Origin of the sequence: Pelagibacterium sp. (genome assembly GCF_035555455.1) — a bacterium.
In the GTDB taxonomy this organism is placed as follows: domain Bacteria; phylum Pseudomonadota; class Alphaproteobacteria; order Rhizobiales; family Devosiaceae; genus Pelagibacterium.
On record NZ_DATMGM010000066.1, the window covers coordinates 249,721 to 275,852 of the forward strand.

Sequence of the window (26,132 nt, forward strand, 5' to 3'; positions counted from 1 at the left end):
GATAGACCGAACATGGCAGCCCATGAAAAGAACCATGACTACCACCTGGTAGATTTGAGCCCTTGGCCGGTTGTCGGCGCTATTGCGGCTTTCATCCTCGCTGTCGGAGGCGTCGTGCTTATGCACGGTGGCGGCCAATGGCTATTCTGGGCCGGCGTGGTCGCTGTGCTGTACACCATGTATGTGTGGTGGTCGGACGTGATCCGTGAGGCCGAGACGGGCTACCACACCCCCGTCGTCCAGATTCACCATCGCTACGGCATGATCCTATTTATCGCGTCCGAAGTGATGTTCTTCGTGGCGTGGTTCTGGGCCTATTTCGATGCGGCTTTCTTCCCCGACGAGATTGCCCAGGTTGGTCGTGTTGCCTTTACCGGTGGTGTCTGGCCCCCGCAGGGCGTCGAAGTGTTCGATCCGTGGCATCTGCCGCTGTTCAATACCCTGATCCTGCTGCTCTCGGGCACCACGGTGACCTGGGCTCACCACGCGCTGTTGCAAAACGATCGTCAGGGCCTCAAGTGGGGTCTGCTCCTGACCGTGCTGCTAGGCATCCTGTTCACCTGTGTGCAGGTGCTCGAATACAGCCAGGCGCACTTCTCGTTCTCGGGCAACATCTATGGCGCCACCTTCTTCATGGCGACCGGGTTCCACGGGTTCCACATCTTCATCGGAACGGTCTTTTTGATCGTATGCCTGCTTCGTGCATATCGCGGTCAATTTACGCCAAAGCAGCACCTGGGCTTCGAATTCGCCGCCTGGTACTGGCACTTCGTGGACGTGGTGTGGCTGTTCCTGTTCGCCGCAATCTATGTATGGGGTTCCTGGGGCGCCACGATCGCGCAACACTGATCCCACAAATAAAGGTCGGGGCCGCCAACGAGGTGGCCCCGACGTGTTACGACTGGAAATACCGAGGGGCTTTCTCCACGCGCTAACGGCGAGATTCGCCGCTCCGCGATGTGGCGGAAGCCATATTTTCTGGGGCATCGGCCTGAGCGGGAACGTTATGTTTTCCGTTTCCTTGACGCCAAGGCCAACGCCGACAAATGAGACGCATTCCAATGGCTGAGTTGGTCAAAACGCGGCGCTGGAGCTTCGCGCAAATCAGTTTTGTGATCCTGATGATCGCGCTGACGGGTTTGTTCGTGGTGCTGGGCAACTGGCAGGCTGGTCGGCTGGCGGAAAAGGAAGCCCTGATCGCGACAGTGGAAGCGCGCATCCACGATGCGCCCGACGCATTTCCCGCTGCAGACCTCTGGGCCGACATCGATCCTCTTGACCTTGACTATCGGCCCTACGAGCTGACCGGCACCTACGATCACGCCGAAACCGTACTGGTGTTTGATAATCTGCCGGACGCCATCGGCCGTTATGGCGGCGTCGGCTATTGGGTGATGGCCCCGTTCCATATCCATCAGGGCGGGGTGGTGTGGGTTAACCGCGGTTTTGTGCCCGAAGCTCTGGCCGATGATTATGTGAATGGTGGCGACGGGCCATTGGGCGAGGTCACCCTTGAGGCGGTTGCCCGGCGTCCCGAACGGTCCAATGCGTTCACACCCGCTTCCGATATCGCAGACCGTCGCGAATGGGTTCGCGATCCGGTGCGCCTGACAGCGTTTCTTCCAGATCTCGATACCGTCGTTGCGCCCGTGACGCTCGATCGCGTTGCCGGCCCCGCGGGGGAACTGCCGCAAGGCGGCGAGACGCAGGTAACGTTTTCCAATCGGCACCTCGAATATGCCGGGACATGGTATTCATTCGCCGCCATCACGCCGATAATGCTCGGCTTCTGGTTGTGGCGCCAACGCCGTCCATCCCACCTTGCTCCTGAGGAAAAGGGCAATTAGGGTGCGCCCGGTGTCCAGAAGGGTTCTTCGCTAATGCATTATGTCAGTACGCGCGGCCAGGCGCCGACGCTGGGATTCTGTGATGTCATCCTGGCCGGTTTGGCGCGCGATGGCGGGCTGTACGTGCCGGCAAGCTGGCCGCAGCTGACCGATGCGGAAATCGCCGGTTTCGCCAACCAGCGTTATCAGGATGTCGCTTACACAATCATTTCCCGCTTCACTGGCGATGAAATCGCCTCTGAAGACCTAAGGGAAATGATTGAGACGGCCTATGCCACCTTCCAGCATCCGAGCGTCGCTCCGCTCGTGGAACTGGAGCCGGGCCATTTCGTGCTCGAACTCTGGCACGGGCCGACGCTCGCCTTCAAGGACGTGGCCCTGCAGCTGCTGGCGCGGTTGATGGACCATATTCTCGGCCAGCGCGGTCAACGGGCCACCATTGTTGGCGCCACTTCGGGTGATACCGGATCGGCGGCCATCGAAGCGTTTCGCGGGCGCGAAAATACCGACATCTTCATCCTGCATCCCAAAGGCCGGACGTCGGAAATCCAGCGCCGGCAGATGACCACGGTGCTGGACGACAATGTGTTCAACATCGCCCTTGATGGAACGTTTGACGATTGTCAGGCCATCGTCAAAGCAATGTTCAACGATTTTTCGTTCCGTGATGGCGCAAGGTTGAGCGGGGTGAACTCGATCAACTGGGGCCGCATCGCCGCACAGGTGGTGTATTACTTCACCGCCGCCGTGGCCTTGGGAGCGCCGCATCGCAAGGTGACGTTCGTCGTGCCGACAGGCAATTTCGGCGATATTTTTGCAGGCTTTGTCGCCAAGAAGATGGGACTGCCGGTTGAGAAACTGGTGATTGCCACCAATTCCAACGACATCTTGCACCGTGCGCTGAACGATGGTCGCTACGACAAGCGCGGCGTGGCCCAGACGTCCAGTCCGTCGATGGACATCGAAGTGTCGTCCAATTTTGAGCGCCTGGTTTTTGAGGCGCTGGACAGGGACGGGGACCGTGCTGCTGCGCTGTTTGGCTCTCTGGCCCAATCGGATGGCTTTGCCATTCCGGCCACTGCCCTGGCAGCTATTCAGGCCGAGTTTGCGTCTGGCATGGCCGACGAGGATACAACCCGTGCAACCATTTCCGATGCACTGGACACTTCGCATTATCTGATCGATCCTCACACAGCCGTAGGAGTTGCTGTCGCGCGGGAATTCACCGGGGGCGCCGCGCCTGTCGTCACGCTGTCGACCGCACATCCGGCGAAGTTCCCCGAGACGGTGGAGGCGGCCACGGGCCATCATCCGCATTTGCCCGAGCATCTGGCCGATCTGGGGAGCCGCGAGGAGCGGCTGACAGTGCTGGCCAATGACGAGGCCGCAGTGAAGGATTTCATACGCGCCAAAACGCGCGCCTGGGAGGATTAATTTTGACCGTCCGCACGACGACGCTCGACAACGGGATGACCGTCATCACCGATACCATGCCGCATCTCGAAAGCGCGGCGTTGGGGGTGTGGGTCAAATCGGGGTCGCGCAGCGAAACCGCCGAGCAGCACGGCATTTCGCATCTGCTCGAACATATGGCCTTCAAGGGAACCACCACGCGCTCATCCCGCGAGATCGCTGAAGCCATCGAATCGGTGGGTGGCGATATCAATGCCGCCACATCGATCGAGCACACTGGATATTTTGCCCGTGTTCTCAAGGATGACGTGGCGCTGGCTGCCGACTTGCTGGCGGATATCCTGCAAAACTCAGTATTCGATGAAACTGAACTGGTGCGCGAGCAAAGGGTCATCTTTCAGGAAATCGGGGCGACCCTCGACAATCCTGATGATCACGTGTTCGATAAGTTTCAGGAAGCCGCTTACCCTAATCAGCCGATCGGGCGCACGATTCTGGGAACAGAAGATTCAGTGCGAACCTTCGATGCGGACGCCGTCCGGTCCTATATGGATCAGCACTATGTCGGCGATCAGATGGTGCTCTCCGCGGCGGGGAACGTGAACCACGACGAACTGGTTGATATCGCTACCAACCGCTTTCACGATCTTAAGCCGACCGGCGCGCCTCAGCCCGAGCAGGCCCATTATGTCGGCGGAGAGTTCAAGGAAATCTCCGACCACGAGCAGGCCCATATTGTCGTTGGCCTCGAAGGCCGCGCCTACAATAGCGACGGATTTTACGCCGCCCAGATTCTGTCCTCGATTCTTGGCGGCGGCATGAGTTCGCGCCTGTTTCAGGAAGTGCGGGAAAAGCGGGGGCTGTGCTATTCGGTTTATGCCTTTCACTGGGCGTTCGCCGATAGCGGCATATTCGGGATTGCCGCTGCCACCGGTGCTGAAGATGTCGAGGAACTGCTGCCGGTGATGCTCGAAGAGCTGAGAAAGTCAGCCGACGATATCACCGATGCGGAAGTCAGCCGCGTGCGGGCGCAGATCCGGGCCGGGTTGCTCATGTCGCTGGAAAGCCCGTCGTCGCGGGCCGGGCAACTGGCGCGCCAACACATTCTCTGGGGCCGCCCCATTCCTTTGCAGGAAACGGTCGAGCGCATCAATCGCATCGATGCCGAACGGGTTCGCCATATCGCTCACAAGATTTTCTCCGATACGAGGCCGGCTGTTGCCGGGATCGGGCCCGTGCAGCGCATGCCTGATTATTCCCGCATCGTGGACAGCTTGAAATAGGAGCCGGCGCGCCCCGATGTTCACCTTAGCGGGCATACGCCAGACAACACCCGAAATCAGCGGCGATGGTCTGCTGATCCGGTCGCCACAGCAAAGCGACTATCAGGCCTGGAGCGATCTGCGCGAGGCCAGTCGCGCCTTTCTCACGCCATTTGAGCCCCGCTGGTCGGACGCCGAGCTTTCGCAGCGCAACTTCGCTGCCCGCGTACGCCGCAACCGCAAGGATGCGCTGTATGGCTGTGAATATTCCCTTCTGATCTTCCAGCAGAGTGGCGGTCGTTCCACCCTCACCGGCGGCGTGACTCTTTCCCACATCCGGCGACGCTCGTTTCAGAACGTAACGTTGGGATATTGGATGGGCGCGCAATATGCGGGGAATGGCATCATGAAGCGCGCCGTTGCCCTGATCCTGCCTTTTGTGTTCGACACGCTGTCCCTTCATCGCATCGAGGCGGCCTGTCTCCCGGACAACATGGCTTCGCGTCGCGTGCTTCTGTCCAATGGTTTCCGCGAAATCGGTATTGCGGAGAAGTATTTGCAGATCAATGGCGAGTGGAGAGACCACACGCTGTTTGCTCTCACGCGTGAGCGCTATGACGGGCAGGCTAGATAGCATCCGGTAGAAAGCAATGGAGGCGCGCCGCGCGAGGGGCAAAATGCTCTTGAAACATTGCTTCGCTTGATTGCCAAGCCGCGCACAATCCCGCTACCACTGGAACATTCATTTTTTGGACCGCTGTTTTATGACATTTCACCCCGCCCGATATTGCCTCGTTCTGATCATGCTGGTTACGGCGCTGGTCGGGATGGCGGGACGGGCGACAGCCTTTGAGATCGTGACGATTCCCGAAGGGATCAACGCGCTCAATCTCGGCGCCGCGGTTGACGTGCTGCCGGGCGAGGACGGCAAGGTGCAGATCAGCACCGCACCGGGTGAGGACGGCATTATCCGCCGTATTGAAGTGATTTCCATCACCCAGGGGGCCAATCCCAATTGGGCTGTGGTGGCGCTCCGGAACGAAAGCGATGTGCAGATCGACCGGCTGCTGGTCGCGCCCTATTTCCGCCTGCCGGGTTCAGGAGTTTTCCATCCTGATCTCGGGGCCGGTCGGATCACCGCCCTGACCCCCAGTCATGGTCTGCGGCCGGAGCGGGTGCCGGACGCAGAAGCTGATGTGTTCGAAATCGTCATCGACCCTGGCGCGACGGTCACTCTGGTCGCTGAACTGACATCGGGCCAGCTGCCGGAACTCTATCTTTGGGAACCGGACGCTTATCGCGATTATATCAACTCGTTCACCCTGTTCCGGGGCACGGTGCTGGGTATTTCCAGCCTTGCTGCGGTCTTTCTCACCATCATGTTCGTGGTGAAGGGCAGGGGGGTGTTTCCGGCAACCGCGTTGCTGGCGTGGGCGGTGCTGGCGTATCTGCTCATCGACTTCGGCATATTTGGCCCCTTGATTGGCATTTCCAACGCTAAGATTCAGCCCTATCGCGCCGCTGCGGAGGCGGCGCTCGCCACCACCTTGTTCGGGTTCGTGTTCATCTATCTCAACCTGCACCGATGGCATTTCCGCTTCACCCATCTGGCGCTGGGCCTGTCTGCGGTATTTTTGGCGCTGTTTGTGTATGCGTTCTTCAACCCGGCTCTCGCTGCGGGCATCGCACGAACATCTCTGGCGTTGATCGGGCTGATGGGCCTGTTCCTTATCCTGCTGTTGTCGATACGGGGATATGACCGGGCGGTCTTGCTGGTGCCGACCTGGGTGATCTATCTGGCCTGGCTGGCCTATGCGTGGATGGTGGTTTCGGGGCAGGTCTCCAACGATATCGCGCAGTCGGCGGTCGCGGGCGGGCTGGTGCTCATTGTCATGTTGCTGGGCTTCACCGCCGTGCAACACGCGTTTTCAGACGGCCAGGTGTCGATCGGAACCCTCTCAGAGGTTGAGCGGCGTGCGTTGGCGATGACCGGATCGGGCGATTTCGTCTTCGACTGGAACATCGACCGCGACCGGGTCAATGTTTCGGATGAACTCGCGGTTCGACTCGGTGAGCGCCGGGGAGCGTTGCGCGGAGCCATCAAGCGCTGGCTGGACCGCGTCCACCCGGAAGATCGTGACCGTTTCCGTACCGCTCTCGATACTCTGATCGAACTCAAGCGCGGAAAGGTCAATTCGGATATTCGTATCGCCGGTTTCGACGGGGGTTATCGTGCGTTCCGCATGCGCGTGAAACCGGTTCTGGGCGGAGACAATCAGGTCAACCGCATTGTGGGAACGTTGCAGGACGTGACCGACGAGCGCGCTGCCCGTGATCGCCTGTTGCACGATGCAGTGCATGACAGCCTGACAGGGCTGCCCAATCGGCAGCTGTTTCTGGACCGTCTCGAACGTGCCCTGATGCGCTCGCGCGAGGGCGGCGAGGTCAAGCCTGCCGTATTCCTGATCGATCTCGATAAATTCACCGACATCGATGAGCGGATCGGCCATATGGCAGCAGATTCGCTGTTGCTGGCTGTTTCGCGCCGCCTGTCGCGGCTGTTGCGCCCCCTCGATACGCTGGCGCGAATCAGCGGCGATCAGTTTGCCGTTGTGCTCTTGTCCGAAGATTCCGCCAGCCGCATTGCGGAAATTGCCGAGCAGATGCGCAAGGCTTTGCGCAATCCGTTCAATTTCGGCGAACGGGACATGACGCTGACGGCCTCGATCGGCATCACCATTTACGACAACAAGCCCGTGAGCGCAGAAGATGTCCTGAGGGACGCAGAATTGGCCATGCACTACGCCAAGCGCCACGGCGGGGATCGCATCGAAGCGTTCCGCGCCGCAACCCGATCGATTGCCGTTTACGCGCAGGCGATGGAAGAGGACCTGAGAGAGGCGCTGGAGCGCCGCGATCTTGAACTGCTCTATCAGCCCATCGTCGATATCCAGAACGACAACCGGATCATTGGCGCCGAGGCCTTGATGCGCTGGCACCATCCCGAACGCGGGCAGGTCAGCCCAGACGCCTTCGTGCCATTGGCGGAGCGCACAGGACAGATCGAAAAGCTGGGCCGTCTTGCCTTTGAGGAAGCAGCTGAGCAGACTCGGCAATGGATTGCGGCCCTGAAACTGCCGGACGATTTCTACGTCTCGGTGAACCTGTCGGCGGCGCAATTAACCAGCGAAACCCTGCTCAACGACATGCGCGCCCTGGTTGGGCAGAACAAGCCGGTCGCCCGGCACATGAAGCTCGAAATCACCGAAAGTCAGGTGATGAGCAACCCGGAACATGCGGTCTATATGCTCGAAGCGTTCCGGGCGCTGGGACTGGGGCTGGCGCTCGACGATTTCGGAACAGGCTATTCCTCGCTCTCATACCTGCATCGTTTCCCGTTCGACACGATCAAGCTGCCAGCGCCTTTCGTGCAGATTCGCGACGACAGCGGTATTTCCCATACCCAAATTCCGATTATCGGTTCGGTAGTCGCGCTGGCCCGGGAGCTCGATCTCGCCCTGATTGCCGAGGGCGTGGAAACTGAAGATGAAGTTGAGCGCCTCAAAAGCCTCAATTGCCGCTATGCGCAAGGATTTGCCTTTGGCGCACCGATGCCCGGCCCGGAATTCCAACGCCGCCTGCAAGCGCAACTCAACGGCCGCGCTGCCAACTGACGTCTTGAGAGTGTCGATGGCGCTATGCGTTGCCGGAAACCGGGCTCAGAGTGGCGCGATTGACCCCGACTGCGGCGAGGGCGGCATCGTATTTCCGACCGGCAGGCAGCGAGAATAACAATTCGTCCGAGCGCTCCGCAGTCAGCCAGCCATTATGGCGCAATTCGTTTTCGAGTTGACCAGCTTCCCAGCCGCAATAGCCCAGGGCCAGCAGACTGCGCTCTGGCCCCTTGCCCTCGATCATCGCGCGCAACACATCGAGTGTCGCGGTAAGGGTAATGTCGTCATCGACGGCAAACGAATTGCCATCGCGAAAATAATCCGAACTGTGCAGCACAAAGCCACGGCTCGATTCCACCGGCCCGCCCTTGAACACGTGCTGGTGTAGCAGGCGATCGGGGACCCGGATCGGTTCGGCATCTTCGGCAAGCTCGATTTCGGCGAAAATATCCGCCAAATTCATGTCTGGCAGCGGCTGATTGACGACCAGCCCCATCGCGCCATCGTCGCCATGGGCGACGAGATAGATGACCGCTTCGGCGAACCGTTCATCGCTCATGTCCGGAGTTGCGACAAGAAACTGTCCTTTAAGCGTATCCATACGCGACGCTCACTTTCTGCCCCCATTCTACCAAGGGTAGTGACTTCTGGGAGATATTCAAATGCTAGCCGTTCACGAAACCATGAACGCTCTTTCACGGGCTGCTTGCCTGCTCTAAGGCTGACATCATGACTCGTCTCTTCGCCATCCTGATTGCGTTGTGCACTTTCTCGCCGCTCATTGCTGGCGAGACAGATTGGGTTGAAATTGCGCCCGACACATCTGTGAGGCTGGTGTCGTCCGACAGTCTGGATGCAGACGGAATCCTGTGGATGGGGCTCGAATTCGACATGCCTCCAACCACCAAGACCTATTGGCGGGTGCCAGGAGAAACCGGAATTCCCCTGTCGGTTGATATTGCCGACGCACAAGGAATTACAAAACTCGACATCGTCTGGCCCTATCCGGTCCGCGAGACGACCGCTGGCTATGTGGATCACGCCTTTTATGGTCGGGTGCTGTTGCCATTGCAGGTGGCTGTCGAAGGCGACGCACCGCGTATCGTCACCGATCTGACGCTTGGGGTCTGCTCGGATATCTGCGTGCCGGCAGCGGCCCGGCTCGAACTCGCCCCCGATCTCACAACTCCCGACAGGGCTAACGGTCTCCGTATAAGGCAGGCTCTGGCCGAGGTGCCTTTGCCCCATGCGGGCGATGATATTCTGGGGGATGCGGCGTTCGATTCCGAAAGCGGGGCGCTGGTGGTCGCGCTTCACGACAAGGCCTTCAATGCCGCGTCGATGATTGCAGAAATCGCAGGCTCGCTGCATGTATTCGGGCCGCCGGAAAAGTCCGCGGATGCCGACACGCTGGTGTTCCCGCTGCTGGGACGCAGCAATCCCGGCGCCTTTGACACGGCCAGTGCCCGGTTCACCTATGATTCAACCGATGGCCCTTATGAAATCTCCCGCGTGATCTCGCCGTGAGATAACACCGGACTGCAGCACTCCCGGCCTCGACGCAGCCCGTAAATTCTCTTATGACAATACCGATCGCAGTTCGATGTGACCCAAGTCTCGCCGTATTCGTGCTGTGTCTGGCAATTTGACCATAACGCGAGGGTATCCATGACCATCCAGCCCGGCCAGCCGATTCCTTCGGTTCCCGTCAAGCACGTGACCGAAAGCGGCATCTCCGACGCGTCGAGCAAGGATATCATGGGAACCGGAACCGTCGTCTTCTTCGCCGTTCCGGGGGCGTTTACGCCCACCTGTCACCTCAACCACCTGCCTGGCTATCTCGCTGCTACCGACGCGCTAAAGGCCGCCGGTGTCGACAAGATCATCTGCGCGACGGTCAATGATCACCACGTGGTCAAGGCCTGGGCCAAATCCACCGGCGCATTGGGCCGGATGGAGTTTATTGCCGATGGGCTGGGAAGGCTCGCTGCGGCGCTGGGGCTGGAGCGGGATCTGACCGGCGGCGGTCTTGGCGTGCGGTTCAATCGCTCGTCGCTGCTTATTCGTGATGGGATAGTGCAGATTGTGAACGCTGAGGATGTGCCGGGGGAAGTCACGAGTTCGGGTGCATCGGCCATGCTTGAAGCGCTGGCAGCCTAGCATGGGAGGGAAGGGGACAATGGCTCGGACCGCGAGAAGTCTAACCGCCGTCACGGCATTGGCCGTGCTGCTGGCCGGGTGCTCCATGGGCTCGATGTTCGGCGGCAATGATGATGCCAGTTTCGCCAACATTTCAGCCAGCCAGAGCGAAGTGGCCCAAGCTGCCAGCGGAGCGATGCCGGCAATCGCCACCGAGTGTCCGCCGATCCGTATCCGCGAAGGCGCGGAATTCTATCGCTCCTATGCCGGCAACCGGGCTTCGGACCCGAGGGCATTGCGCTATCAAGGTGTACTCGATCGGGTCTCGCGCAATTGCGTCGTGTCCAATGGCCTGATCACGGTGCGCATGGGCGCGGCGGGACGCGTGATCATGGGGCCCTCGGGCTCCGAGGGCAATGTTTCCATCCCCGTCCGTTTCGCTGTGCAGCGTGATGGCCTTGCTGTTTTCTCCCAGCGCTATGACTTGTCGGTGTCTGCCACCAGCGGCAGCGCCAATGAATTTGCCCATACTGTTGAGAACGTCGCTATTCCCTATGTGGGCGGCGAGTCGATCACCATTTGGGTTGGCTTCGACAATTAACGCATTGACGGGGCCGGGGCTTTCTTCCATGGTCCCAGCCCTCAGCGGGAGAGATTTCGGCCCATGAGCCGAAACGCCGAAGGAGCAACCGCCCCGGAAACTCTCAGGCATAAGGGACCGCTGGGAAGCTAGAACTCTGGAAAGCGGGAATGTGTGCATTCCCCACCGACGGGCGTAGCCAAGGCAAGCGATAAGCGCCTTGGGAAATCTCTCAGGTCAAGGACAGAGGGGGCACTGAACAAGGATGCTGTTTCAGCATCGTTTGGTGCCGCTTGTGTTTTTGTGCCGGAGAGGGATGCCATGGCCCAGGGGTCTGATGCCAATATCAGAAAAACCGCGTTGTTCGATCGTCATGTGGCGGCAGGTGCCCGCATGGTGGAATTCGCGGGCTATTCGCTACCCATTCAGTATGCCGGTATCGTCGCCGAACATCAGCACACGCGCGAAGCTGCGAGCCTCTTTGACGTCTCCCATATGGGGCAGATCGTGGCGAAAGGGCCGGATCACGAGGCAACTGTAGCTGCGCTCGAATATTTGACCCCAGCTGATCTCTCGGCGCTGGCAGCGGGCGAAATGCGCTATACTGTGCTGCTCAATGAGCGGGGCGGCATCGAAGATGATCTGATGATCACCCGTCCCGCTGCGGGCGAGGCACCCGAGGGCGAGCTGTGGCTGGTGGTCAATGCGGGCCGCAAGCACCACGATCTGGCGCTGCTGCGCGCCAATGCACCGGAGGGGATCACCTTCGATTTGCGCGACGAGCTTTCGCTTCTGGCTTTGCAAGGCCCGAAAGCTGCAGAAGTGCTCGCCAAACATACGGACCTGGCTGGTCGGCTCACCTTCATGCAGACCGGGCGCTCAGCCATTAATGGAATTCCCGTGCAGGTGTCCCGCGCCGGGTATACCGGAGAGGACGGGTTCGAACTCTCGGCCGCGAATGGGGATGCTCCTGCGCTCTTCGATCTTCTGATGGCTGACCCTCTGGTCGCTCCGGCAGGCCTCGGCGCCCGCGATAGCCTCCGGCTGGAAGCGGGGTTGTGCCTTTACGGTCATGACATGGATGACACCATCGACCCGGTGTCAGCAGGGTTGATCTTTGCCATCGGCAAGTGCCGCCGCGCCGAAGGTGGATTCATCGGGGCAGAGACCGTGCTGCAACGGATTGCTGAAGGCATCGATGAAACGCGGGTCGGCATTCGCTTCGAGGGCCGCCAGCCGGTACGCGAGGGGGCCCAGCTTGTCGATGCATCAGGCACAGCGATTGGGCGGATCACGTCCGGCTCGTTCACCCCAACGGCACAGGCCTCGATTGCCATCGGCTATCTGCCCAAGAATCTCGCGCAGCAAGGTGCGGACGTGACGGCTCTGGTGCGCGGGAAACCCGTGGCCGGAACGATTGTCCGCATGCCCTTTGTCGCCCATCGTTACATCAGAAAAACCGCCTGAACCGGAAAGGCCTCACCATGACCACCCGTTACACACCAGACCATGAATATATCCGCACCGAAGGCCGTATCGGCACGGTTGGCATATCCAATTACGCACAAGAGCAACTCGGCGATATCGTCTTTGTCGAACTGCCTTCGGTTGGAACGGCCTTCAAAAAGGGCGACGAGGTCGCCGTTGTGGAATCGGTCAAAGCCGCGTCCGAGATTTATGCGCCTGTGTCCGGAACCGTGACTGAAATCAATGAGGCGCTGAACGATGACCCGGGCCTGGTCAATTCCGACCCTGCTGGTTCCGGCTGGCTGTTCAAGCTTGAGCTCTCCGACGACGGTGAGCTGGATGGCCTCCTGAACGAAGCGGCCTACGCTGAATCGATCGCCTGATTTTTCTGATTTTTTGTCGGGAGCCGCAATGCGCTACCTTCCTCATTCCGCCGCTGATCGCGCCCATATGCTGGATGCAATCGGCACCGCCTCTGTTGATGACCTGTTTGCCGCGGTCCCCAAATCGGTGCTCGGCACCTTTGTGCCCGACCTGCCTGACTATCAGCCGGAATTCGCCGTCGAAGCGCATATGCGCGCGCTTGCCCGTCGCAATCACGCCGCTGGCGACGGGCCGTTCTTTATTGGAGCGGGCGCTTATCGCCACCATGTGCCTGCCACGGTTGACCACCTGATCCAGCGCTCGGAATGGCTGACGGCCTATACGCCCTATCAGCCGGAAATTTCCCAGGGCACGCTACAGATGCTGTTCGAGTTCCAGACCCAAGTCGCCAATCTGACCGGGATGGATGTGGCCAACGCCTCGATGTATGACGGCTCGACCGCAACCGCCGAAGCGGTGCTGATGGCCCGCCGCATCACAAGGCGCAACAAGGTGTTCGTGTCCGGCGGTCTCCATCCCCAATATCGCGATACGGTCGTCACCTATCTGTCCGGCGAAGAAGGGCTTGAATGTCTCTCGCCATCGCCTGAAGGGCAGGGCGATATCATGGACCGCATCGATACCGATACGGCGGCCATCGTTATCCAGACCCCCGATTTCTACGGCCATATCCGCGATGTTTCGGCTCTTGCCGAGGCCGCACACGCTAAGGGCGCGCTGCTGATCGTCGTGGTCACGGAAATCATCTCGCTCGGTCTCCTTGAAGCGCCCGGAGCATTGGGAGCCGATATCGTCGTGGCCGAAGGCCAATCGCTGGGCAATCCGCTGACCTTTGGCGGTCCCTATGTCGGGCTGTTGGCGTGTCGCGAAAAATTCGTCCGCCAAATGCCGGGTCGGCTCTGTGGCGAAACCGTCGACACGGAAGGGGAACGGGGGTTCGTTCTGACACTGTCGACCCGCGAACAGCATATCCGCCGCGAAAAGGCGACCTCCAACATCTGCACCAATTCAGGCCTGTGTGCGCTGGCGTTTTCGATTCACCTGTCGCTCCTGGGCGAAAAGGGCCTGTCTCGGCTCGCCCGCCTCAACCACGCGCGCGCCATCGCCCTTGCCGATGCCCTTGCTGGGACCGGTAAGGTTGAGGTGCTCAACAGGAGCTTTTTCAACGAGCTCACCGTCCGTTTGCCGGTACCCGCAGCTCCAGTGGTGGAAGCGCTTGCCGCGCGAGGAATTCTTGCAGGCGTGCCGGTGTCACGATTGGAGCCGGGCAGGGGGGATGTGGAAAACCTTTTGGTTCTCGCTGCCACTGAACTGACCACCGACGCCGATATCGCCGCGCTGGTCGAAGGTCTTAACGGAGAGCTGGCATGACCATGAACCGACAGGGGCGTCCGACAAGCCCTTCCGATGCCCAGATGGCCGTTTCCGGGAAAGCTGCGCTGCTGCCAGCCGAACCATTGCTGTTTGAGATTGGCGACCGCGATCATTCCGGGGTCGATCTCCCCGATATCGATGTGCCCGACGATCGGCTCGGCGGATTGCGGCGCAAGAGCCCGCTCGACCTGCCCGGCCTTACCGAACCGGAAGCCATGCGCCACTATGTGCGCCTCTCACGGCGCAATTACTCGATCGACGCGGGCATGTACCCGCTCGGCTCGTGTACCATGAAGCACAATCCGCGCCTCAACGAAAAAATGGCGCGTCTGCCAGGCTTTGCCGATGTGCACCCGCTGCAACCCGTCTCTACCGTGCAGGGCGCGCTCGAAGCGATGGAACAGCTTGGCCATTGGCTGATGGAGCTGACCAACACCGCAGCGGTTTCGTTGTCGCCGAAAGCTGGCGCCCACGGTGAATTGTGCGGCATGATGGCCATCAAGGCGGCCCATGAAGCGCGAGGCGAGGGACATCGCAAGATCGTTCTGGTCCCCGAGAGCGCCCACGGCACCAATCCGGCGACTGCTGCCTTTCTGGGCTATTCGGTCCGTTCGATCGATGCCAATGAGCATGGCACGGTGGATGTGGAAGCGGTCAAGGCTGCGCTCTCGGACGATGTGGCGGCCATCATGCTGACCAATCCCAATACCTGCGGGCTGTTTGAACCGCAGATCATCGAGATTGCCGAGGCGGTCCACGAGGCCGGTGCCTATTTTTACTGCGACGGCGCCAATTTCAACGCCATCATGGGGGTGGTGCGTCCCGGCGATCTGGGGATCGATGCCATGCACATCAACCTGCACAAGACCTTTTCGACGCCCCATGGTGGTGGTGGTCCGGGGGCAGGCCCGGTTGTGCTTTCCGAAGCGCTGGCGCCTTTTGCTCCGGTGCCTTTCCTGCGACGTGATGGCCAGACCATCGAACTGGTGGAGCATGCGGAGGGTGGCAGTTTTGGGCGTCTGACAGCGTTCCACGGCCAGATGGGCATGTATGTGCGCGCACTCACTTATATGCTGAGCCACGGCGTGGATGGACTGGCCCAGGCAGCGCGGGACGCTGTGCTCAATGCCAACTATCTCAAGGCGCGGCTGGAGGACTTGTTCTCTGCGCCCTACAACGGCCAGCCGGTCATGCACGAGGTGCTGTTCGATGACACTTTCCTCAAGGGCACCGGGGTCACTACCCTCGATTTCGCCAAGGCGATGATCGATGAAGGGCTCCACCCCATGACCATGTATTTCCCGCTGGTCGTCTCCGGGGCCATGTTGATCGAACCGACCGAAAGCGAATCGCTGCAAACCCTCGATGCGTTCGTCGCGACGATGCGAGAGCTTGCCGAAGATGCGACAAACGGTAACGTCGAACGGTTCACCGCAGCTCCGGTCAACGCGCCGCTCCGCCGGCTCGATGAAACCCGTGCAGCCCGCCAGCCACGGCTGAAATGGACCGCCCCGGAAGCCGGTCGCGCCGCAGCGCAATAGCCAATAGCCGCCCCGGTTTTGGCCGGGGCGGCAAAAACACCTTTGAACGCCCCGTCAAAGCCCTTAAACTCCGGTGGTACAAGTCGGAGGGCACTGATGTCGAATATGAACCCCCACGTGCTTGGGACCTTCAGGTCGCAGGCCGAGGCCTGCCGAAGTCTGGGGTCTCCTTTTACCGCAACCCTGTGCGATCTTTTTGCAGAACGCCTGACCGATTCCTCGCGATTCGGAGCGCGCATTCTCAACTGGCCCGATTCGGCCAAGGACGATGCTATTGCCTTGCGCGCCGCTGGTGCGCTGCATGCGCTGGTGCGCTCGGGCCGGGCGCGCGAACTCGCTGCGCTTTATCCGCCGCTGGAAGCAAAGCCCGATCAGCTGTGGGCAGCCATCGAGGCGGCCATTGAAAAGCATGACGATTTTCTGCACGATTTTCTCGATAGCCCGCCGCAGACCAATGAAGTGTCCCGCTCGTCTGCCCTGCTCGGACTGACGCTGCGCCTGACCGAGCGGTTCGGCAAGCCACTTGCTTTGCATGAAATTGGTGCGAGCGCCGGGCTCAACCTCGCCTTCGACAGCTATCACTATCGTCTCGGCGACGATCTTGAATGGGGCGACCCCAAGGCGCTTGTGGATATCGAAAGCCTGTGGCGCGGCAACCTGCCGCCGCTCGATGCCGAACTGGTCATCGCCAGCCGGGCCGGTTGTGATCGGAACCCCCTCGATCCCCACAATCCCGACAGCGTGGAGCGCCAGCTGGCCTACATCTGGGCCGATCAGCACCAACGGATCGGACGGGTCTCCGCGGCGCTCTCAGCGGCCACAACGCGGCCCTACGTGGTGGAAAAGGCTGACGCCGCCGAATGGGTGGAGACGCGCCTCGCCGAAGAGCCGGAGCCCGGCATCACCCGCGTCTTCTTTCACACCATCGTCTGGCAATATCTGTCGCGAGAAAAGCAGGAGCGGATCACCGCGGCATTCGCAGAAGCGGGTGCCAAAGCCACCGACGAAACGCCACTGGTGTGGATGTATATGGAGGCGGAAGGGCATCCCGGCGGCGCCGTGCTCAAGCAGACTGTTTGGCCAGGCGGCGAAAAGGAAACCGCAGGTCTTTCCGACTATCACGGCCGTTGGGTCGACTGGGCATGAAAAAGGCGGCCAGTGGCCGCCTGTAATGTCATCGACAAAGAAACGGGCCCGAAAGGGCCCGTGTTCATTTCGATCAGTTGAGCTGGCTCGCCACGTCCTTGATCGATTGATCGACCAGCGCGGCGCCATTTTCCTTGACCTGATCGGCCAGCAGCAGCCGGGCGGCTTCGATGGCGACATCGGCGGACCGGGCCTGGACCTCGGCGACCGCCTGGGCTTCGGCCTGGGCGATCTTGTCTTCTACAGCCTTGGTGCGGCGGGCGACCATGTCTTCCAAGGCGGCTTCGGCCTCGGCGGTCATCCGCTCTGCCTCTTCGCGTGCGGCGGCGACGATCTCTTCGGCTTCGCCTTCAGCGGCCTTGCGTTTGCGCTCATACTCGGCGAGCAGCGCCTGCGCGTCTTCACGCAGCCGGCGCGCCTCTTCAAGGTCGGCTTCGATCTTGGCGATCCGGTCATCAAGGATCTTGGCGATCATGCCCGGAACCTTGAAGTAGACCACGATGCCGAAAAAGATCAGCAGCGCAATGAAAGCCCAGAAAGTGGCATCAAATTCCATGTCTGCCTACTCCTTGCTGACTTTTGCGACCGCGTCGCGGGCTGCCTTGTCCGATACATTGCCAATCAATTGGGCAACGACGGCCTGGGCGGTTTCCGTGGCGATTTCGCCGACATGGCCAAGGGCCTCGGCTTTGGTCGCGGCGATCCGCTCTTCAGAGGAAGTCACCTTGCGAGCAAGGTTGGCTTCAACCTTGGCACGGGCCGCATCGAGCTTTGCCTTGCTCTCCGAACGGGAAGCTTCGGCAATGGCATGCGCGTTGGAGCGCGCTTCGGCGAGAGCGGCCTCATAGGACGCAATGGCCTGATCGGTTTTCTGGCGCAGCCTTTCGGCTTCGGCCAGGTCACCCTCGATCCGGTCGCGACGTTCTTCGAGAATATCGCTGATCCGGGGCAGGGCGATCCGCTTCATTACAAAGTAAAGAGCGGCAAAGGTGATGAGCAGCCACAGGATCTGTGAGGGAAAGGTCGACGCATCGAAAGGTGGAAAGATCTCGGTATGCGATTCGTTCGCCACTTGAATCTCCTGCTGCAACGCTCCTTCGGGAAGGGCGTGGTCGCCGCCAACGGATTCAAATTCGATCGGTTCCTCGACGGAGCCTGGTGCCGTCTCGATCCCTTCGGCCTGGGCGACAATAATGGGTGCCATTTGCCTCACTCGCCGGTGTGGTTGGAGCCGGGCGGATGGGCCCGGATAAGGAGTCGGCAGCCAGCTCTGATCAACCGGCTGCCGAAACTGTTTTCAAGCTGTTAGGGTCGGAAAAATCAGACCGCGAACAGGAGCAGAAGGGCAACCAGGAACGAGAAGATGCCCAGGGCTTCGGTCACGGCGAAACCGAAAATCAGGTTACCTGCCTGGCTGGGAGCAGCCGAGGGGTTGCGCAGCGCGCCCGACAGGAAACTGCCGAAGATGTTGGCCACGCCGATGGCAGCACCGGCCATACCGAAGCATGCGATACCGGCACCAATGTACTTAGCGGCTTCAGCTTCCATTTTGTGATCCTTTCAAAGCCTGAAACTTGGATGGGGTCTGGTTGGTTTTAATGCGAGGGATGGATCGCATCATTGAGGTACAGGGACGTCAGGACGGCAAAGACATATGCCTGAACTGTCGACACCATGAATTCGAGCGCGGTGATTGCCACGCCCATGACGAGCGGCAGGGCGGCTCCGAGAATGCCCAGCGCCCCGAAAGACGCGAGCGATACGACAAAGCCGGTGAACACCTTGAGAGTGATGTGGCCAGCCAGCATGTTGCCGAACAGACGGACCGACAGCGAAATCGGACGCGAAAGGAAGGAAATCACCTCGATCGGCGTCACGATGGGGACGATGTATCCCGGCACGCCGGCAGGCACGAAAAGCTTGAGGAATTTGGGGCCATTCTTGATGAACCCGTAGCCCACCACCACGATCATCACCAGCATGGCCAGCACGAAGGTGACGATGATCTGGCTGGTGAAGGTATAGAAGTAGGGCACCATACCGTACATGTTGCCGATGAAGATGAACATGAACAGCGAGAAGACGAAGGGGAAGAATTTCATGCCTTCGGTGCCGGCATTGCTGCGCACCATGTTGGCCACGAATTCATATGTCATTTCGGACGTGAGCTGCCAGCGGTTCGGAACGAGACCGCGCCGGCGCGTCGTCAGGATCAGATAGGCGCAGATGGTGATGGTGGTGAGCACCATGAATAGCGCTGAATTGGTGAAGGCGAGGGTAATGCCGCTGCCTTCCGTGCCGTCACCGCCTATGGTCCCGAAGGTGAAGATGTCGGTGATGACAAACTGGTGAATCGGATCGTTCGCCAAGGTCTAAAGCCCCTATCTCGCCTTCAGTCGGTATCAGCCGCATCGTCAGGTGCGGTCTTGTTTGCATTCAGTTCCGCCACTACACGAGTGACGTTCAAAATTCCAGCGCCAAAGCCCAACATGAACATGATGAGCAAGGCCCAGGGCGACGTGCCCGCAAGCAGGTCGATCAGGTAACCGATACCCGAGCCAACCAGGATTGCCGCGACAAACTCTGCGCCGATGCGCAATCCGCGCGCCAGCATCGACATGTCGCCTTGCCCAGACGTTTGCCCCCCGGCGGTCGCCGAGGCGCGAGCTTGTTGTGCCTTCCGGATCCGGGCCGCCAGTTCGGACGTTTCCGATTGGCTCGGCGAAGGCTTGTTTTCAGCCGGATCGTCATCAGGATTGGTCATCAAACTACCGCCCCGGTCCAGCCGGACACCCGATAAGAGGGTGCCTTTAAAGTCGCGCGCACCATAGTGGCGGCTCCCCGAGGTGTCAAGCTGAGTAGGCGGAGTGAAACTGGTTTGAAATCAATGGATTACGCATGAGCAGACCCGGTGCGGCATCGCGTCAGTACGCCGATTGTGGTAGGAGCGTGGCGCAGAGGGATTCCCGCCTCCTTACGGAAGCGCCATCACGGCCAGAAGTCCGCCCACAATCCCGACATTGGACATGAACGCGTTGAACAGCGCCGAGCGCTCCGGTTCCGCTTTGTCCCAAAAATTGATCAGCATGATGGTGGCGACGACCGTAAACACGATTAGCCCGATCGCCGAGAGTTGCACGAACACCCCAAGAGCCAGCGTGGTGCCCAGCAGCACCTGAAACACCGAACCGGCAATCAGTACCGCCCGGGGTTGCGGAACGCCGCGCGTCGCCATCGCGCCGGTGATGGGATCAAGCGCCCAGAAATGGCGCAGCCCGCCCACGATGAATAACGATCCCATCAGCAAACGCGCTGCGATCAGGACCGGAAAGAACTCGTCAGTCATCAGCTTGCCTCCAGAAAGGTTTCAGCGGTCCGCAGATCGACCGACACCAACTGGCTCACGCCACGCTCCGGCATCGTCACCCCGAACAGCCGGTCCATGCGGCTCATGGTGATGGGGTTATGGGTGATGACCACGAACCGCGTATCTGTCCGCTGACGCATCGAGTCGAGCAGGTTGCAAAAGCGTTCGACATTGGCATCGTCCAGCGGCGCGTCCACTTCATCGAGAACGCAGATCGGGGCCGGATTGGTCAAAAATACCGCAAAGATTAGGCTCATCGCGGTGAGCGCCTGTTCCCCCCCCGACAACAGCGTCATCGTCTGGGGCTTCTTGCCCGGCGGACGGGCGATGATTTCCAGCCCGGCGTGGAGGGGGTCATCGCTTTCCACAAAGGTCAGTTCCGCCGTGCCGCCGCCGAACAGCGTGGTGAACAGCTCGCGGAAGTGGGTGTTGACCTTCTCGAACGCCTCGTTGAGGCGGGCCCGGCCTTCGCGGTTGAGGTTAGAAATTCCGGTGCGCAACTTGGCGATGGCCGCAATCAGGTCTTCGCGGTCGCTCACCATCTTGTCGAGCTTGTCCTGGACCTCCTGCGCCTCCTGCTCGGCCATCAGGTTCACGCCACCCAGCCGTTCGCGCTCGGCCTTCAGCCGGTCGACCCGCGCCTCGGTCGCCGCCTCTTCAGGCAGTGGCGCTTCGGGCTTGAGCCCGGCCGCTTCCGCGGTGCGGTCCGCCGCAATACCCAAGGCTTCGACGATCTGGCGTTCAATTTGCTGGCGCGCTGCCATAAAGCCTTTCAGCCGCTCATCGACCCGTGCCGTCTCCGCCCGAACATCGGCGAGGCCTTCGGCGGCGAGACGCGCAGCCTTGTCGGCTTCCCGATAGCTGGTCTGGGCTTCCTCCAGCCGGTCGGCGGCGCGTTTGCGGGCGTGCTCGGCATCCTCGATCTGGTCGTCGAGATCCGCCCGGCGCAGGTCAAAGGCGTCGGGGGTGGCGTTGAGTTCGGCGATCTGTGCAACAATCTCGGAACGGCGGCGCTGAAGCGTTTCGATCTGGCCTTGCGCCTCTGCACGGCGGCGCTGCCAGCTTTCCATCTCCATGCCGATCCGCGACAGCCGCGACGCGCGCATCTTGGAGGCGCTTTCGAAACCGGCGAGACGCATGCGCGCCTGCTCAGCGGATTCGCGCAGATTGGCCAGAGCTCGCTGGCGGGTTTCCGCCTCGCGAACAGCGTCGCCCTCTGCCCCCAACTCGGCCAGAACACCGCTGGCGTCCTCGGCCTCTGCAATCGCTTCGGCCAGACCAGAGTCGACCCGCTGGCTGGCTTCCGCAAGAGCGGCGCTGCGCGCTGTGAGTTCTGAAAGATTCTTGTGTGCCGCATCAAGACCTGCCTGGGCGGCTGATATGCCCCGCTGGGCCTCGCGCCAGTCGTTCCGGCAGCGGATTTCCGCATCGCGCGCGGCATCAAGCCGGGCGCGCAAGCCGGACAATTGTTCCTGCGCGGAGGTCCGATCCAGGCGCAGGGCTGCGATCTCGCTGTCGAGCTCAACGAGCCGATTGCGCTGGGCGAGCCGTTGGGCCGCCGCGCTCGGAGCATCAGGCTTGGCGACAAAACCGTCCCAGCGCCACAACCCGCCATCGCGGCTGACCAGCCGTTGGCCGGGTTTGAGACTAGGCAACAGGCGCGCGCCGTCTTCGGCTGTCTCCACGAGGCCGATCTGGTCGAGGCGGCGCCGGAGCAGGGGGGCGCCTGAAACCAGCGTCGACAAGGGCGTCGCGCCGCCAGGTAAGGCTGGATCGCCCGCGCCATTGCCGCTTTCGGTCCAGTAAAGCGGAGCGGCAGTGTCGGATGAGGCTTCAAGGTCGTCGCCCAATGCCGCGCCCAGAGCGGTTTCAATCCCCGGCGCGACGGTCAGCGCATCCACGATGGAAGGCCACAGCGATCCGCCGTCCATATGGAGAATCCGGGCCAGCGTTTCTGCCTCGCTTTCGAGGCGATTGACCCGGCCTTCGAGATCGGCCAGGGCAGGCTGGGCGGCTTCGAGGGCTTCCAGAGCATCGGCGGCGTCGCTCTCGGCCGTCTCGACTTCGGCCTCGGCAATGGCAGCTGCCTCCAGAACCTCTTCCAATACCGCCTGGCGTTCGGCCACTGTCTGGTCGGCGGCAAGGCTTGCTTCGAGCGCTGCGACATCGCGGGCGATGTCGGCCTGTTGGGCCTGCATCCTGCTCACGCGCCCCGTTGCCTCTTCTACGGCACGCATGGCCTGTGCTCGCTGGGCCCGAATGGTGGCGACGGCATCGGCCGCCTTGCGCGCTGCGGTTTCAGCCTCATCAAGCACCGCCCGCGCCTCGTCGGCCTGCGCCCGGGCCATCTCGCTTTCTTCGCGCTCGCTCTCGGCGGCTTCAGCCAACTCGGTGCGTTCCGCATCGAGGGTTTCGATCAGCCCCTCGCTGTCGGTGATCAAGGCGCTTTCGCGGCCAATATCGGTGTCGATCTGCCGGATGCGATCTTCGAGTTCGGCGCGGCGAGAATTGGCACGGCGCAACTCGTCCTCAAGCTGGGTGCGCAGGATCGTCAGCCGTTGCAACACCGCCCCCGCCGCCGCGTCGGCATCGCGCAGTGGCTGCAATTCGGCATCCATGGCTTCGAGCAGCTTCTTGGCCTGATGTTCGAGATGCGAGGCATCGGCCAATTGCTTGACGAGGCGGGCCTGTTGGGCCTCTGCTTCCTTTTCGGCGAACCGGGCCTTGATCCAGCGCAAGTGATACAGCGTTGCCTCGGCCCGGCGGATGTCTCCCGACAGCGCACGGTAGCGCGTTGCCTGGCGCGCCTGTCGCTTGAGGGTTTCGAGCTGCACTTCGACCTGGGCGACGATATCGTCCACCCGCTCAAGATTCTGCTCGGCGGCCCGGAGGCGCAGTTCAGCCTCGCGCCGCCGTGAGTGCAGGCCCGCGATTCCCGCTGCTTCTTCGAGCAAAGCACGGCGCTGGGTCGGTTTGGCGGCGATCAGTTCCCCGATCTGCCCCTGTCGGACCATGGCCGGCGACTGCGCCCCGGTGGACGCATCGGCAAACATGAGCTGAACGTCGCGGGCCCGCACGTCACGGCCATTGATGCGATAGACCGAGCCTTGCTCGCGCTCGATGCGACGCGAAATCTCGATGGTGTCGGACGTATTGAACGGCTGGGGCGCGGTGCGGTCGGAATTGTCGAGGACGACCGTGACTTCCGCCGAATTGCGGGCCGGGCGATTGCCCGAGCCTGAAAAGATGACGTCGTCCATGCCGGAGGCACGCATAGCCTTGTATGAGCTTTCGCCCATCACCCAGCGCAGGGCTTCCACTAGGTTGGATTTACCGCAACCATTCGGGCCCACGACCCCGGTGATACCGGGTTCGAGGACCAACTCGACAGGATCGGAGAAGGATTTAAACCCCAGAAGCTTGAGGCGCGAAAATTTCATTCCGCGCCTCGCGAGAGACGCGGATTAGAGCCGCTTGTCGATTTCGGCAGAAAGCCCTTCATATGTGGGATTGCCTTCGAACTTTGCCCCATTGATGTAGAAAGTCGGCGTGCCCTGAAGTCCGAACCTGTTGATGGCCTGCTCGCGGGTCGCTTCCAATGCAGCCAACAAATCCTCGTCGGTCAAGATTTCCTCGAACCTTTCCTGTGTAAATCCGAACTGCTGGGCGACGTCGAAGATCGCCTGGCGTGGATTTTCACTGGCGGCCCAGATGTTCTGGGTCTCCATATAGGCCGACATGACCTCATTGTACTGCTCGCCAGCGGATTCGGCGACCATGAACACGGCCAGGTCCAGAACGTTGCGACGGAACGGGCGGGTAATGAAGCGGATACGGCCCGTATCGATATATTCTTCCTGGAGTTTGGGCAGTTCCGTCATGTGGAAATAAGCGCAGTGCGGGCAGGTGGGCGAAGCGTATTCGATCACCGTCACCGTGGCATTGACGCCGCCCATGGGGCGATCCGGGAGCGGCGGGTTGTTGATCGCATCGCCATTGATCGGCTCGGCCTGTGACCCGTCATACAAAACGACTTCGCCGACTTCCTGGGCGTTTGCCTGGCTGACGATACCGGCCTGAGGCCCGCTTTTGCCCGAATCGCTGCATCCGTAGATGAGCGTTGCGAGCCCGACGCTGGAACCGGTAACCAGCAGATTTCTGCGATTGAGCAACAACGGCTTATCTCCTCAACGGCTTAACAAATTTCGAGCACACTACACGGCAGGAGTCCGGCGGCAAGAGGGCAGGGCGTTCACATGGCGGTGAGAAGGCGTTTTACCCGCCCATTTCAGGACAGAATGTCAGTTCCGTCGCCTTCCCATCAATCCGCGTCCCAGATTTTCGAGCGCCAAGCGTAATCCCGCATCCTCAATTGTGCCTGTGGCGGCCTTTATGCTCGCGATTGTCTCCTGAGGCAAATGCCGCGCCGGTTTGGCGGATGCTTTTTCAGGCACCAGCGGCAGGGGAGACAGGCGCACCGACCCCACGATCAGATATCCAAAATATCGATTTACCGACGCGGCGATGGCCGGGCCCTCATGGGTCAGGGCCAACCCGTGCCCTTCGATGCAGCGCAGATGCAGAACCGCGCCTTCGGGCGCCGGACGGTCACGGCGCGGCCAGACAAGCTTATCGGGCATGGCCACCTTGTCCCACGGCGTCGGCGCGATCGTCTGCCAGTGGGCAATGAGATCACGGCTGGCAAAGCCCCGGCGACGCAACGCCGGATCGAGCGCGGTGCCGATCATGTCACCCAGTTGCACAGTGCGATTCTTGCGCTTCGGAGGCGCGGTTTTCTTGCTCATGGCTTGCGCCGCAATCCTTGGAAACTATAGGAGTGTATTATGGCCCACTCCGCCCCCGTGCAACACTCCCCAACACCTATGCTTGATGCTGACGCCGTGCTTGCGTGGTACGGCCGGTACGCCCGCGTTCTGCCGTGGCGGGTTTCGCCGGAGGGCCGCGCTCGTGGCGAACGCCCCGATCCCTATCGCATCTGGCTGAGCGAAGTCATGCTCCAGCAGACGACGATTGCTGCGGTGGGACGGTATTTTGCGGCCTTCACAACCCTTTGGCCTACGGTCGCGGACCTCGCTGCGGCGCCGCTCGACGATGTGCTCGTGCAATGGGCGGGGCTGGGGTATTACGCTCGGGCCCGCAATCTGCATGCCTGCGCCATCGCAGTGGTCGAGCGTCACGGTGGGGTTTTTCCCAAAAGCGCCGCGGCGCTGCGGGATCTGCCGGGTATCGGGGATTATACCAGCGCCGCCATAGCCGCCATCTGCCATGACGAGCGGGTCGCGGTGGTCGATGGCAATGTCGATCGGGTGGTGGCCCGTTATCTGGCGCTCGACAAACCGGTGCGCGAGGAAAAACCGCTGATTCGCGCAACGGTGCAGCAGGCGGTGCCGATCCGGGCCGGCGACTTTGCCCAGGCGATGATGGATCTGGGCGCCACTGTCTGCGCCCCGCGCCGGGCCAACTGTCTCGTTTGTCCGCTTCAGTCAGGCTGCGCGGGAACTCGCTCGGGCAATCCGCTCGCTTTCCCGGTCCCGCCGGCCAAACCGGAAAAGCCGGAACGGTTCGGGACTGCCTTCGTGATCCGCCACCCCGAGGGCAGGGTGTTTGTGCGACAGCGCGGTCCAAAAGGCCTGCTGGCCAAAATGACCGAAGTGCCGGGCACCGACTGGGGTGATGCGGAAACGCCCGCTGTGTTTCCCTTTTCCGGGAACTGGCAGCGGGCAGGAGACGTGCGGCACACTTTTACCCATTTCCACCTGACGCTGGCGGTCTGGACGATTTTGAAAGATCATCCGCTCGATGAGGGCTGGTGGGCTGACGAGCAGCGGCTGGGTGATGAGGCGTTGCCCAGTCTGTTCCGCAAGGTGCTCGGCAAGGCCGGGATCGGTTAAGGCAGACAAAAAAGGGCCCCCGGACG

Annotated in this window: 25 protein-coding genes and 1 riboswitch; of the genes, 15 read left to right on the forward strand and 10 right to left on the reverse strand. The window is 61.1% G+C overall.

Features of this window, described 5'->3' with window-relative positions; genetic code table 11:
- Positions 1 to 12 precede the first annotated feature (12 nt).
- The 6 genes from VNS12_RS14120 (at position 13) to VNS12_RS14145 (ending at position 8,196) form a co-directional block, all read left to right on the forward strand.
- Positions 13 to 849 (forward strand): cytochrome c oxidase subunit 3, encoded by an 837-nt coding sequence (locus VNS12_RS14120; protein WP_325488482.1) that lies wholly within the window; start codon positions 13 to 15, stop codon positions 847 to 849.
- 212 nt (positions 850 to 1,061) lie between these two features.
- A complete protein-coding gene (locus VNS12_RS14125; protein WP_325488483.1) occupies positions 1,062 to 1,847 on the forward strand; it encodes an SURF1 family protein in 786 nt (261 codons plus the stop codon).
- A gap of 33 nt (positions 1,848 to 1,880) precedes the next feature.
- The gene (thrC, locus tag VNS12_RS14130; RefSeq protein ID WP_325488484.1) at positions 1,881 to 3,281 is read left to right on the forward strand and encodes a threonine synthase; all 1,401 of its coding nucleotides are present in this window, start codon (positions 1,881 to 1,883) and stop codon (positions 3,279 to 3,281) included.
- A 2-nt stretch (positions 3,282 to 3,283) separates the two neighbouring features.
- A complete protein-coding gene (locus VNS12_RS14135) occupies positions 3,284 to 4,543 on the forward strand; it encodes a M16 family metallopeptidase (RefSeq protein WP_325488485.1) in 1,260 nt (419 codons plus the stop codon).
- A gap of 16 nt (positions 4,544 to 4,559) precedes the next feature.
- On the forward strand, positions 4,560 to 5,156 hold the full coding sequence (locus tag VNS12_RS14140; RefSeq protein WP_325488486.1) for a GNAT family N-acetyltransferase: 597 nt from the start codon (positions 4,560 to 4,562) through the stop codon (positions 5,154 to 5,156).
- A 130-nt stretch (positions 5,157 to 5,286) separates the two neighbouring features.
- A complete protein-coding gene (locus tag VNS12_RS14145) occupies positions 5,287 to 8,196 on the forward strand; it encodes an EAL domain-containing protein (protein ID WP_325488487.1) in 2,910 nt (969 codons plus the stop codon).
- Positions 8,197 to 8,218: 22 nt separating this feature from the next.
- On the opposite strand, the gene VNS12_RS14150 is transcribed toward VNS12_RS14145, so the two are convergent.
- Positions 8,219 to 8,797: a YqgE/AlgH family protein gene (locus VNS12_RS14150; protein ID WP_325488488.1), complete on the reverse strand. Its 579-nt coding sequence runs from the start codon at positions 8,795 to 8,797 to the stop codon at positions 8,219 to 8,221.
- Positions 8,798 to 8,925: 128 nt separating this feature from the next.
- On the opposite strand from VNS12_RS14150, the gene VNS12_RS14155 reads away from it, so the two are divergent.
- The 8 genes from VNS12_RS14155 to VNS12_RS14190 all read left to right on the forward strand — a co-directional run bounded on the left by VNS12_RS14155 (position 8,926) and on the right by VNS12_RS14190 (position 16,827).
- Positions 8,926 to 9,723, forward strand: coding sequence for a protein-disulfide reductase DsbD domain-containing protein (locus tag VNS12_RS14155; protein ID WP_325488489.1), 798 nt, complete (start codon positions 8,926 to 8,928; stop codon positions 9,721 to 9,723).
- A gap of 141 nt (positions 9,724 to 9,864) precedes the next feature.
- Positions 9,865 to 10,356 (forward strand): peroxiredoxin, encoded by a 492-nt coding sequence (locus tag VNS12_RS14160; protein WP_325488490.1) that lies wholly within the window; start codon positions 9,865 to 9,867, stop codon positions 10,354 to 10,356.
- A 19-nt stretch (positions 10,357 to 10,375) separates the two neighbouring features.
- A complete protein-coding gene (locus VNS12_RS14165; RefSeq protein WP_325488491.1) occupies positions 10,376 to 10,936 on the forward strand; it encodes a hypothetical protein in 561 nt (186 codons plus the stop codon).
- 35 nt (positions 10,937 to 10,971) lie between these two features.
- Positions 10,972 to 11,066: riboswitch (glycine riboswitch) on the forward strand.
- A 170-nt stretch (positions 11,067 to 11,236) separates the two neighbouring features.
- Complete coding sequence (gcvT, locus tag VNS12_RS14170) at positions 11,237 to 12,382, forward strand: glycine cleavage system aminomethyltransferase GcvT (protein ID WP_325488492.1); 1,146 nt, start codon at positions 11,237 to 11,239, stop codon at positions 12,380 to 12,382.
- 17 nt (positions 12,383 to 12,399) lie between these two features.
- The gene (gcvH, locus tag VNS12_RS14175) at positions 12,400 to 12,765 is read left to right on the forward strand and encodes a glycine cleavage system protein GcvH (protein WP_325488493.1); all 366 of its coding nucleotides are present in this window, start codon (positions 12,400 to 12,402) and stop codon (positions 12,763 to 12,765) included.
- Positions 12,766 to 12,793: 28 nt separating this feature from the next.
- Positions 12,794 to 14,137 carry an aminomethyl-transferring glycine dehydrogenase subunit GcvPA gene (gene gcvPA, locus VNS12_RS14180; protein WP_325488494.1) on the forward strand — a complete coding sequence of 448 codons (1,344 nt, stop codon included), beginning with the start codon at positions 12,794 to 12,796 and terminating at the stop codon, positions 14,135 to 14,137.
- A complete protein-coding gene (gene gcvPB / locus VNS12_RS14185; RefSeq protein ID WP_325488495.1) occupies positions 14,134 to 15,681 on the forward strand; it encodes an aminomethyl-transferring glycine dehydrogenase subunit GcvPB in 1,548 nt (515 codons plus the stop codon). The genes gcvPA and gcvPB overlap by 4 nt, the downstream gene beginning before the upstream one ends.
- A gap of 105 nt (positions 15,682 to 15,786) precedes the next feature.
- Positions 15,787 to 16,827 (forward strand): DUF2332 domain-containing protein, encoded by a 1,041-nt coding sequence (locus VNS12_RS14190; protein WP_325488534.1) that lies wholly within the window; start codon positions 15,787 to 15,789, stop codon positions 16,825 to 16,827.
- A 73-nt stretch (positions 16,828 to 16,900) separates the two neighbouring features.
- Here VNS12_RS14190 and VNS12_RS14195 read toward each other — a convergent pair whose 3' ends face one another.
- The 9 genes from VNS12_RS14195 to VNS12_RS14235 all read right to left on the reverse strand — a co-directional run bounded on the left by VNS12_RS14195 (position 16,901) and on the right by VNS12_RS14235 (position 24,999).
- Positions 16,901 to 17,383, reverse strand: a complete 483-nt coding sequence (locus tag VNS12_RS14195; protein WP_325488496.1) for a F0F1 ATP synthase subunit B family protein — start codon at positions 17,381 to 17,383, stop codon at positions 16,901 to 16,903.
- A gap of 6 nt (positions 17,384 to 17,389) precedes the next feature.
- Complete coding sequence (locus tag VNS12_RS14200) at positions 17,390 to 18,031, reverse strand: F0F1 ATP synthase subunit B (RefSeq protein ID WP_325488497.1); 642 nt, start codon at positions 18,029 to 18,031, stop codon at positions 17,390 to 17,392.
- 116 nt (positions 18,032 to 18,147) lie between these two features.
- Positions 18,148 to 18,375: a F0F1 ATP synthase subunit C gene (locus tag VNS12_RS14205; protein WP_325488498.1), complete on the reverse strand. Its 228-nt coding sequence runs from the start codon at positions 18,373 to 18,375 to the stop codon at positions 18,148 to 18,150.
- Between the two features lie 47 nt (positions 18,376 to 18,422).
- A complete protein-coding gene (locus VNS12_RS14210; RefSeq protein WP_325488499.1) occupies positions 18,423 to 19,196 on the reverse strand; it encodes a F0F1 ATP synthase subunit A in 774 nt (257 codons plus the stop codon).
- A gap of 23 nt (positions 19,197 to 19,219) precedes the next feature.
- A complete protein-coding gene (locus VNS12_RS14215) occupies positions 19,220 to 19,591 on the reverse strand; it encodes an AtpZ/AtpI family protein (protein WP_325488500.1) in 372 nt (123 codons plus the stop codon).
- 210 nt (positions 19,592 to 19,801) lie between these two features.
- Positions 19,802 to 20,173 carry a DoxX family protein gene (locus VNS12_RS14220; RefSeq protein WP_325488501.1) on the reverse strand — a complete coding sequence of 124 codons (372 nt, stop codon included), beginning with the start codon at positions 20,171 to 20,173 and terminating at the stop codon, positions 19,802 to 19,804.
- Positions 20,173 to 23,634: an AAA family ATPase gene (locus tag VNS12_RS14225; RefSeq protein ID WP_325488502.1), complete on the reverse strand. Its 3,462-nt coding sequence runs from the start codon at positions 23,632 to 23,634 to the stop codon at positions 20,173 to 20,175. Before VNS12_RS14225 ends, VNS12_RS14220 begins: the two co-directional genes overlap by 1 nt.
- Before the next feature lie 24 nt (positions 23,635 to 23,658).
- Complete coding sequence (locus tag VNS12_RS14230; protein ID WP_325488503.1) at positions 23,659 to 24,366, reverse strand: DsbA family protein; 708 nt, start codon at positions 24,364 to 24,366, stop codon at positions 23,659 to 23,661.
- A 129-nt stretch (positions 24,367 to 24,495) separates the two neighbouring features.
- Positions 24,496 to 24,999 carry a DUF721 domain-containing protein gene (locus VNS12_RS14235; protein WP_325488504.1) on the reverse strand — a complete coding sequence of 168 codons (504 nt, stop codon included), beginning with the start codon at positions 24,997 to 24,999 and terminating at the stop codon, positions 24,496 to 24,498.
- A 39-nt stretch (positions 25,000 to 25,038) separates the two neighbouring features.
- Here VNS12_RS14235 and VNS12_RS14240 point away from each other — a divergent pair, with 39 nt between their 5' ends.
- Positions 25,039 to 26,106: an A/G-specific adenine glycosylase gene (locus tag VNS12_RS14240; protein ID WP_325488505.1), complete on the forward strand. Its 1,068-nt coding sequence runs from the start codon at positions 25,039 to 25,041 to the stop codon at positions 26,104 to 26,106.
- Positions 26,107 to 26,132: the final 26 nt, after the last annotated feature.

What these genes read in the sequence shown, in the direction of transcription:
- VNS12_RS14120 (WP_325488482.1), top strand. Translation starts at nt 13, where the DNA reads ATGGCAGCCCATGAAAAGAACCATGACTACCACCTGGTAGATTTGAGC.
- VNS12_RS14125 (WP_325488483.1), top strand. Translation starts at nt 1,062, where the DNA reads ATGGCTGAGTTGGTCAAAACGCGGCGCTGGAGCTTCGCGCAAATCAGT.
- thrC (WP_325488484.1), top strand. Translation starts at nt 1,881, where the DNA reads ATGCATTATGTCAGTACGCGCGGCCAGGCGCCGACGCTGGGATTCTGT.
- VNS12_RS14140 (WP_325488486.1), top strand. Translation starts at nt 4,560, where the DNA reads ATGTTCACCTTAGCGGGCATACGCCAGACAACACCCGAAATCAGCGGC.
- VNS12_RS14145 (WP_325488487.1), top strand. Translation starts at nt 5,287, where the DNA reads ATGACATTTCACCCCGCCCGATATTGCCTCGTTCTGATCATGCTGGTT.
- VNS12_RS14150 (WP_325488488.1), bottom strand. Translation starts at nt 8,797, where the DNA reads ATGGATACGCTTAAAGGACAGTTTCTTGTCGCAACTCCGGACATGAGC.
- VNS12_RS14155 (WP_325488489.1), top strand. Translation starts at nt 8,926, where the DNA reads ATGACTCGTCTCTTCGCCATCCTGATTGCGTTGTGCACTTTCTCGCCG.
- VNS12_RS14160 (WP_325488490.1), top strand. Translation starts at nt 9,865, where the DNA reads ATGACCATCCAGCCCGGCCAGCCGATTCCTTCGGTTCCCGTCAAGCAC.
- VNS12_RS14165 (WP_325488491.1), top strand. Translation starts at nt 10,376, where the DNA reads ATGGCTCGGACCGCGAGAAGTCTAACCGCCGTCACGGCATTGGCCGTG.
- gcvT (WP_325488492.1), top strand. Translation starts at nt 11,237, where the DNA reads ATGGCCCAGGGGTCTGATGCCAATATCAGAAAAACCGCGTTGTTCGAT.
- gcvH (WP_325488493.1), top strand. Translation starts at nt 12,400, where the DNA reads ATGACCACCCGTTACACACCAGACCATGAATATATCCGCACCGAAGGC.
- gcvPA (WP_325488494.1), top strand. Translation starts at nt 12,794, where the DNA reads ATGCGCTACCTTCCTCATTCCGCCGCTGATCGCGCCCATATGCTGGAT.
- gcvPB (WP_325488495.1), top strand. Translation starts at nt 14,134, where the DNA reads ATGACCATGAACCGACAGGGGCGTCCGACAAGCCCTTCCGATGCCCAG.
- VNS12_RS14190 (WP_325488534.1), top strand. Translation starts at nt 15,787, where the DNA reads ATGAACCCCCACGTGCTTGGGACCTTCAGGTCGCAGGCCGAGGCCTGC.
- VNS12_RS14195 (WP_325488496.1), bottom strand. Translation starts at nt 17,383, where the DNA reads ATGGAATTTGATGCCACTTTCTGGGCTTTCATTGCGCTGCTGATCTTT.
- VNS12_RS14200 (WP_325488497.1), bottom strand. Translation starts at nt 18,031, where the DNA reads ATGGCACCCATTATTGTCGCCCAGGCCGAAGGGATCGAGACGGCACCA.
- VNS12_RS14205 (WP_325488498.1), bottom strand. Translation starts at nt 18,375, where the DNA reads ATGGAAGCTGAAGCCGCTAAGTACATTGGTGCCGGTATCGCATGCTTC.
- VNS12_RS14215 (WP_325488500.1), bottom strand. Translation starts at nt 19,591, where the DNA reads ATGACCAATCCTGATGACGATCCGGCTGAAAACAAGCCTTCGCCGAGC.
- VNS12_RS14220 (WP_325488501.1), bottom strand. Translation starts at nt 20,173, where the DNA reads ATGACTGACGAGTTCTTTCCGGTCCTGATCGCAGCGCGTTTGCTGATG.
- VNS12_RS14225 (WP_325488502.1), bottom strand. Translation starts at nt 23,634, where the DNA reads ATGAAATTTTCGCGCCTCAAGCTTCTGGGGTTTAAATCCTTCTCCGAT.
- VNS12_RS14235 (WP_325488504.1), bottom strand. Translation starts at nt 24,999, where the DNA reads ATGAGCAAGAAAACCGCGCCTCCGAAGCGCAAGAATCGCACTGTGCAA.
- VNS12_RS14240 (WP_325488505.1), top strand. Translation starts at nt 25,039, where the DNA reads ATGGCCCACTCCGCCCCCGTGCAACACTCCCCAACACCTATGCTTGAT.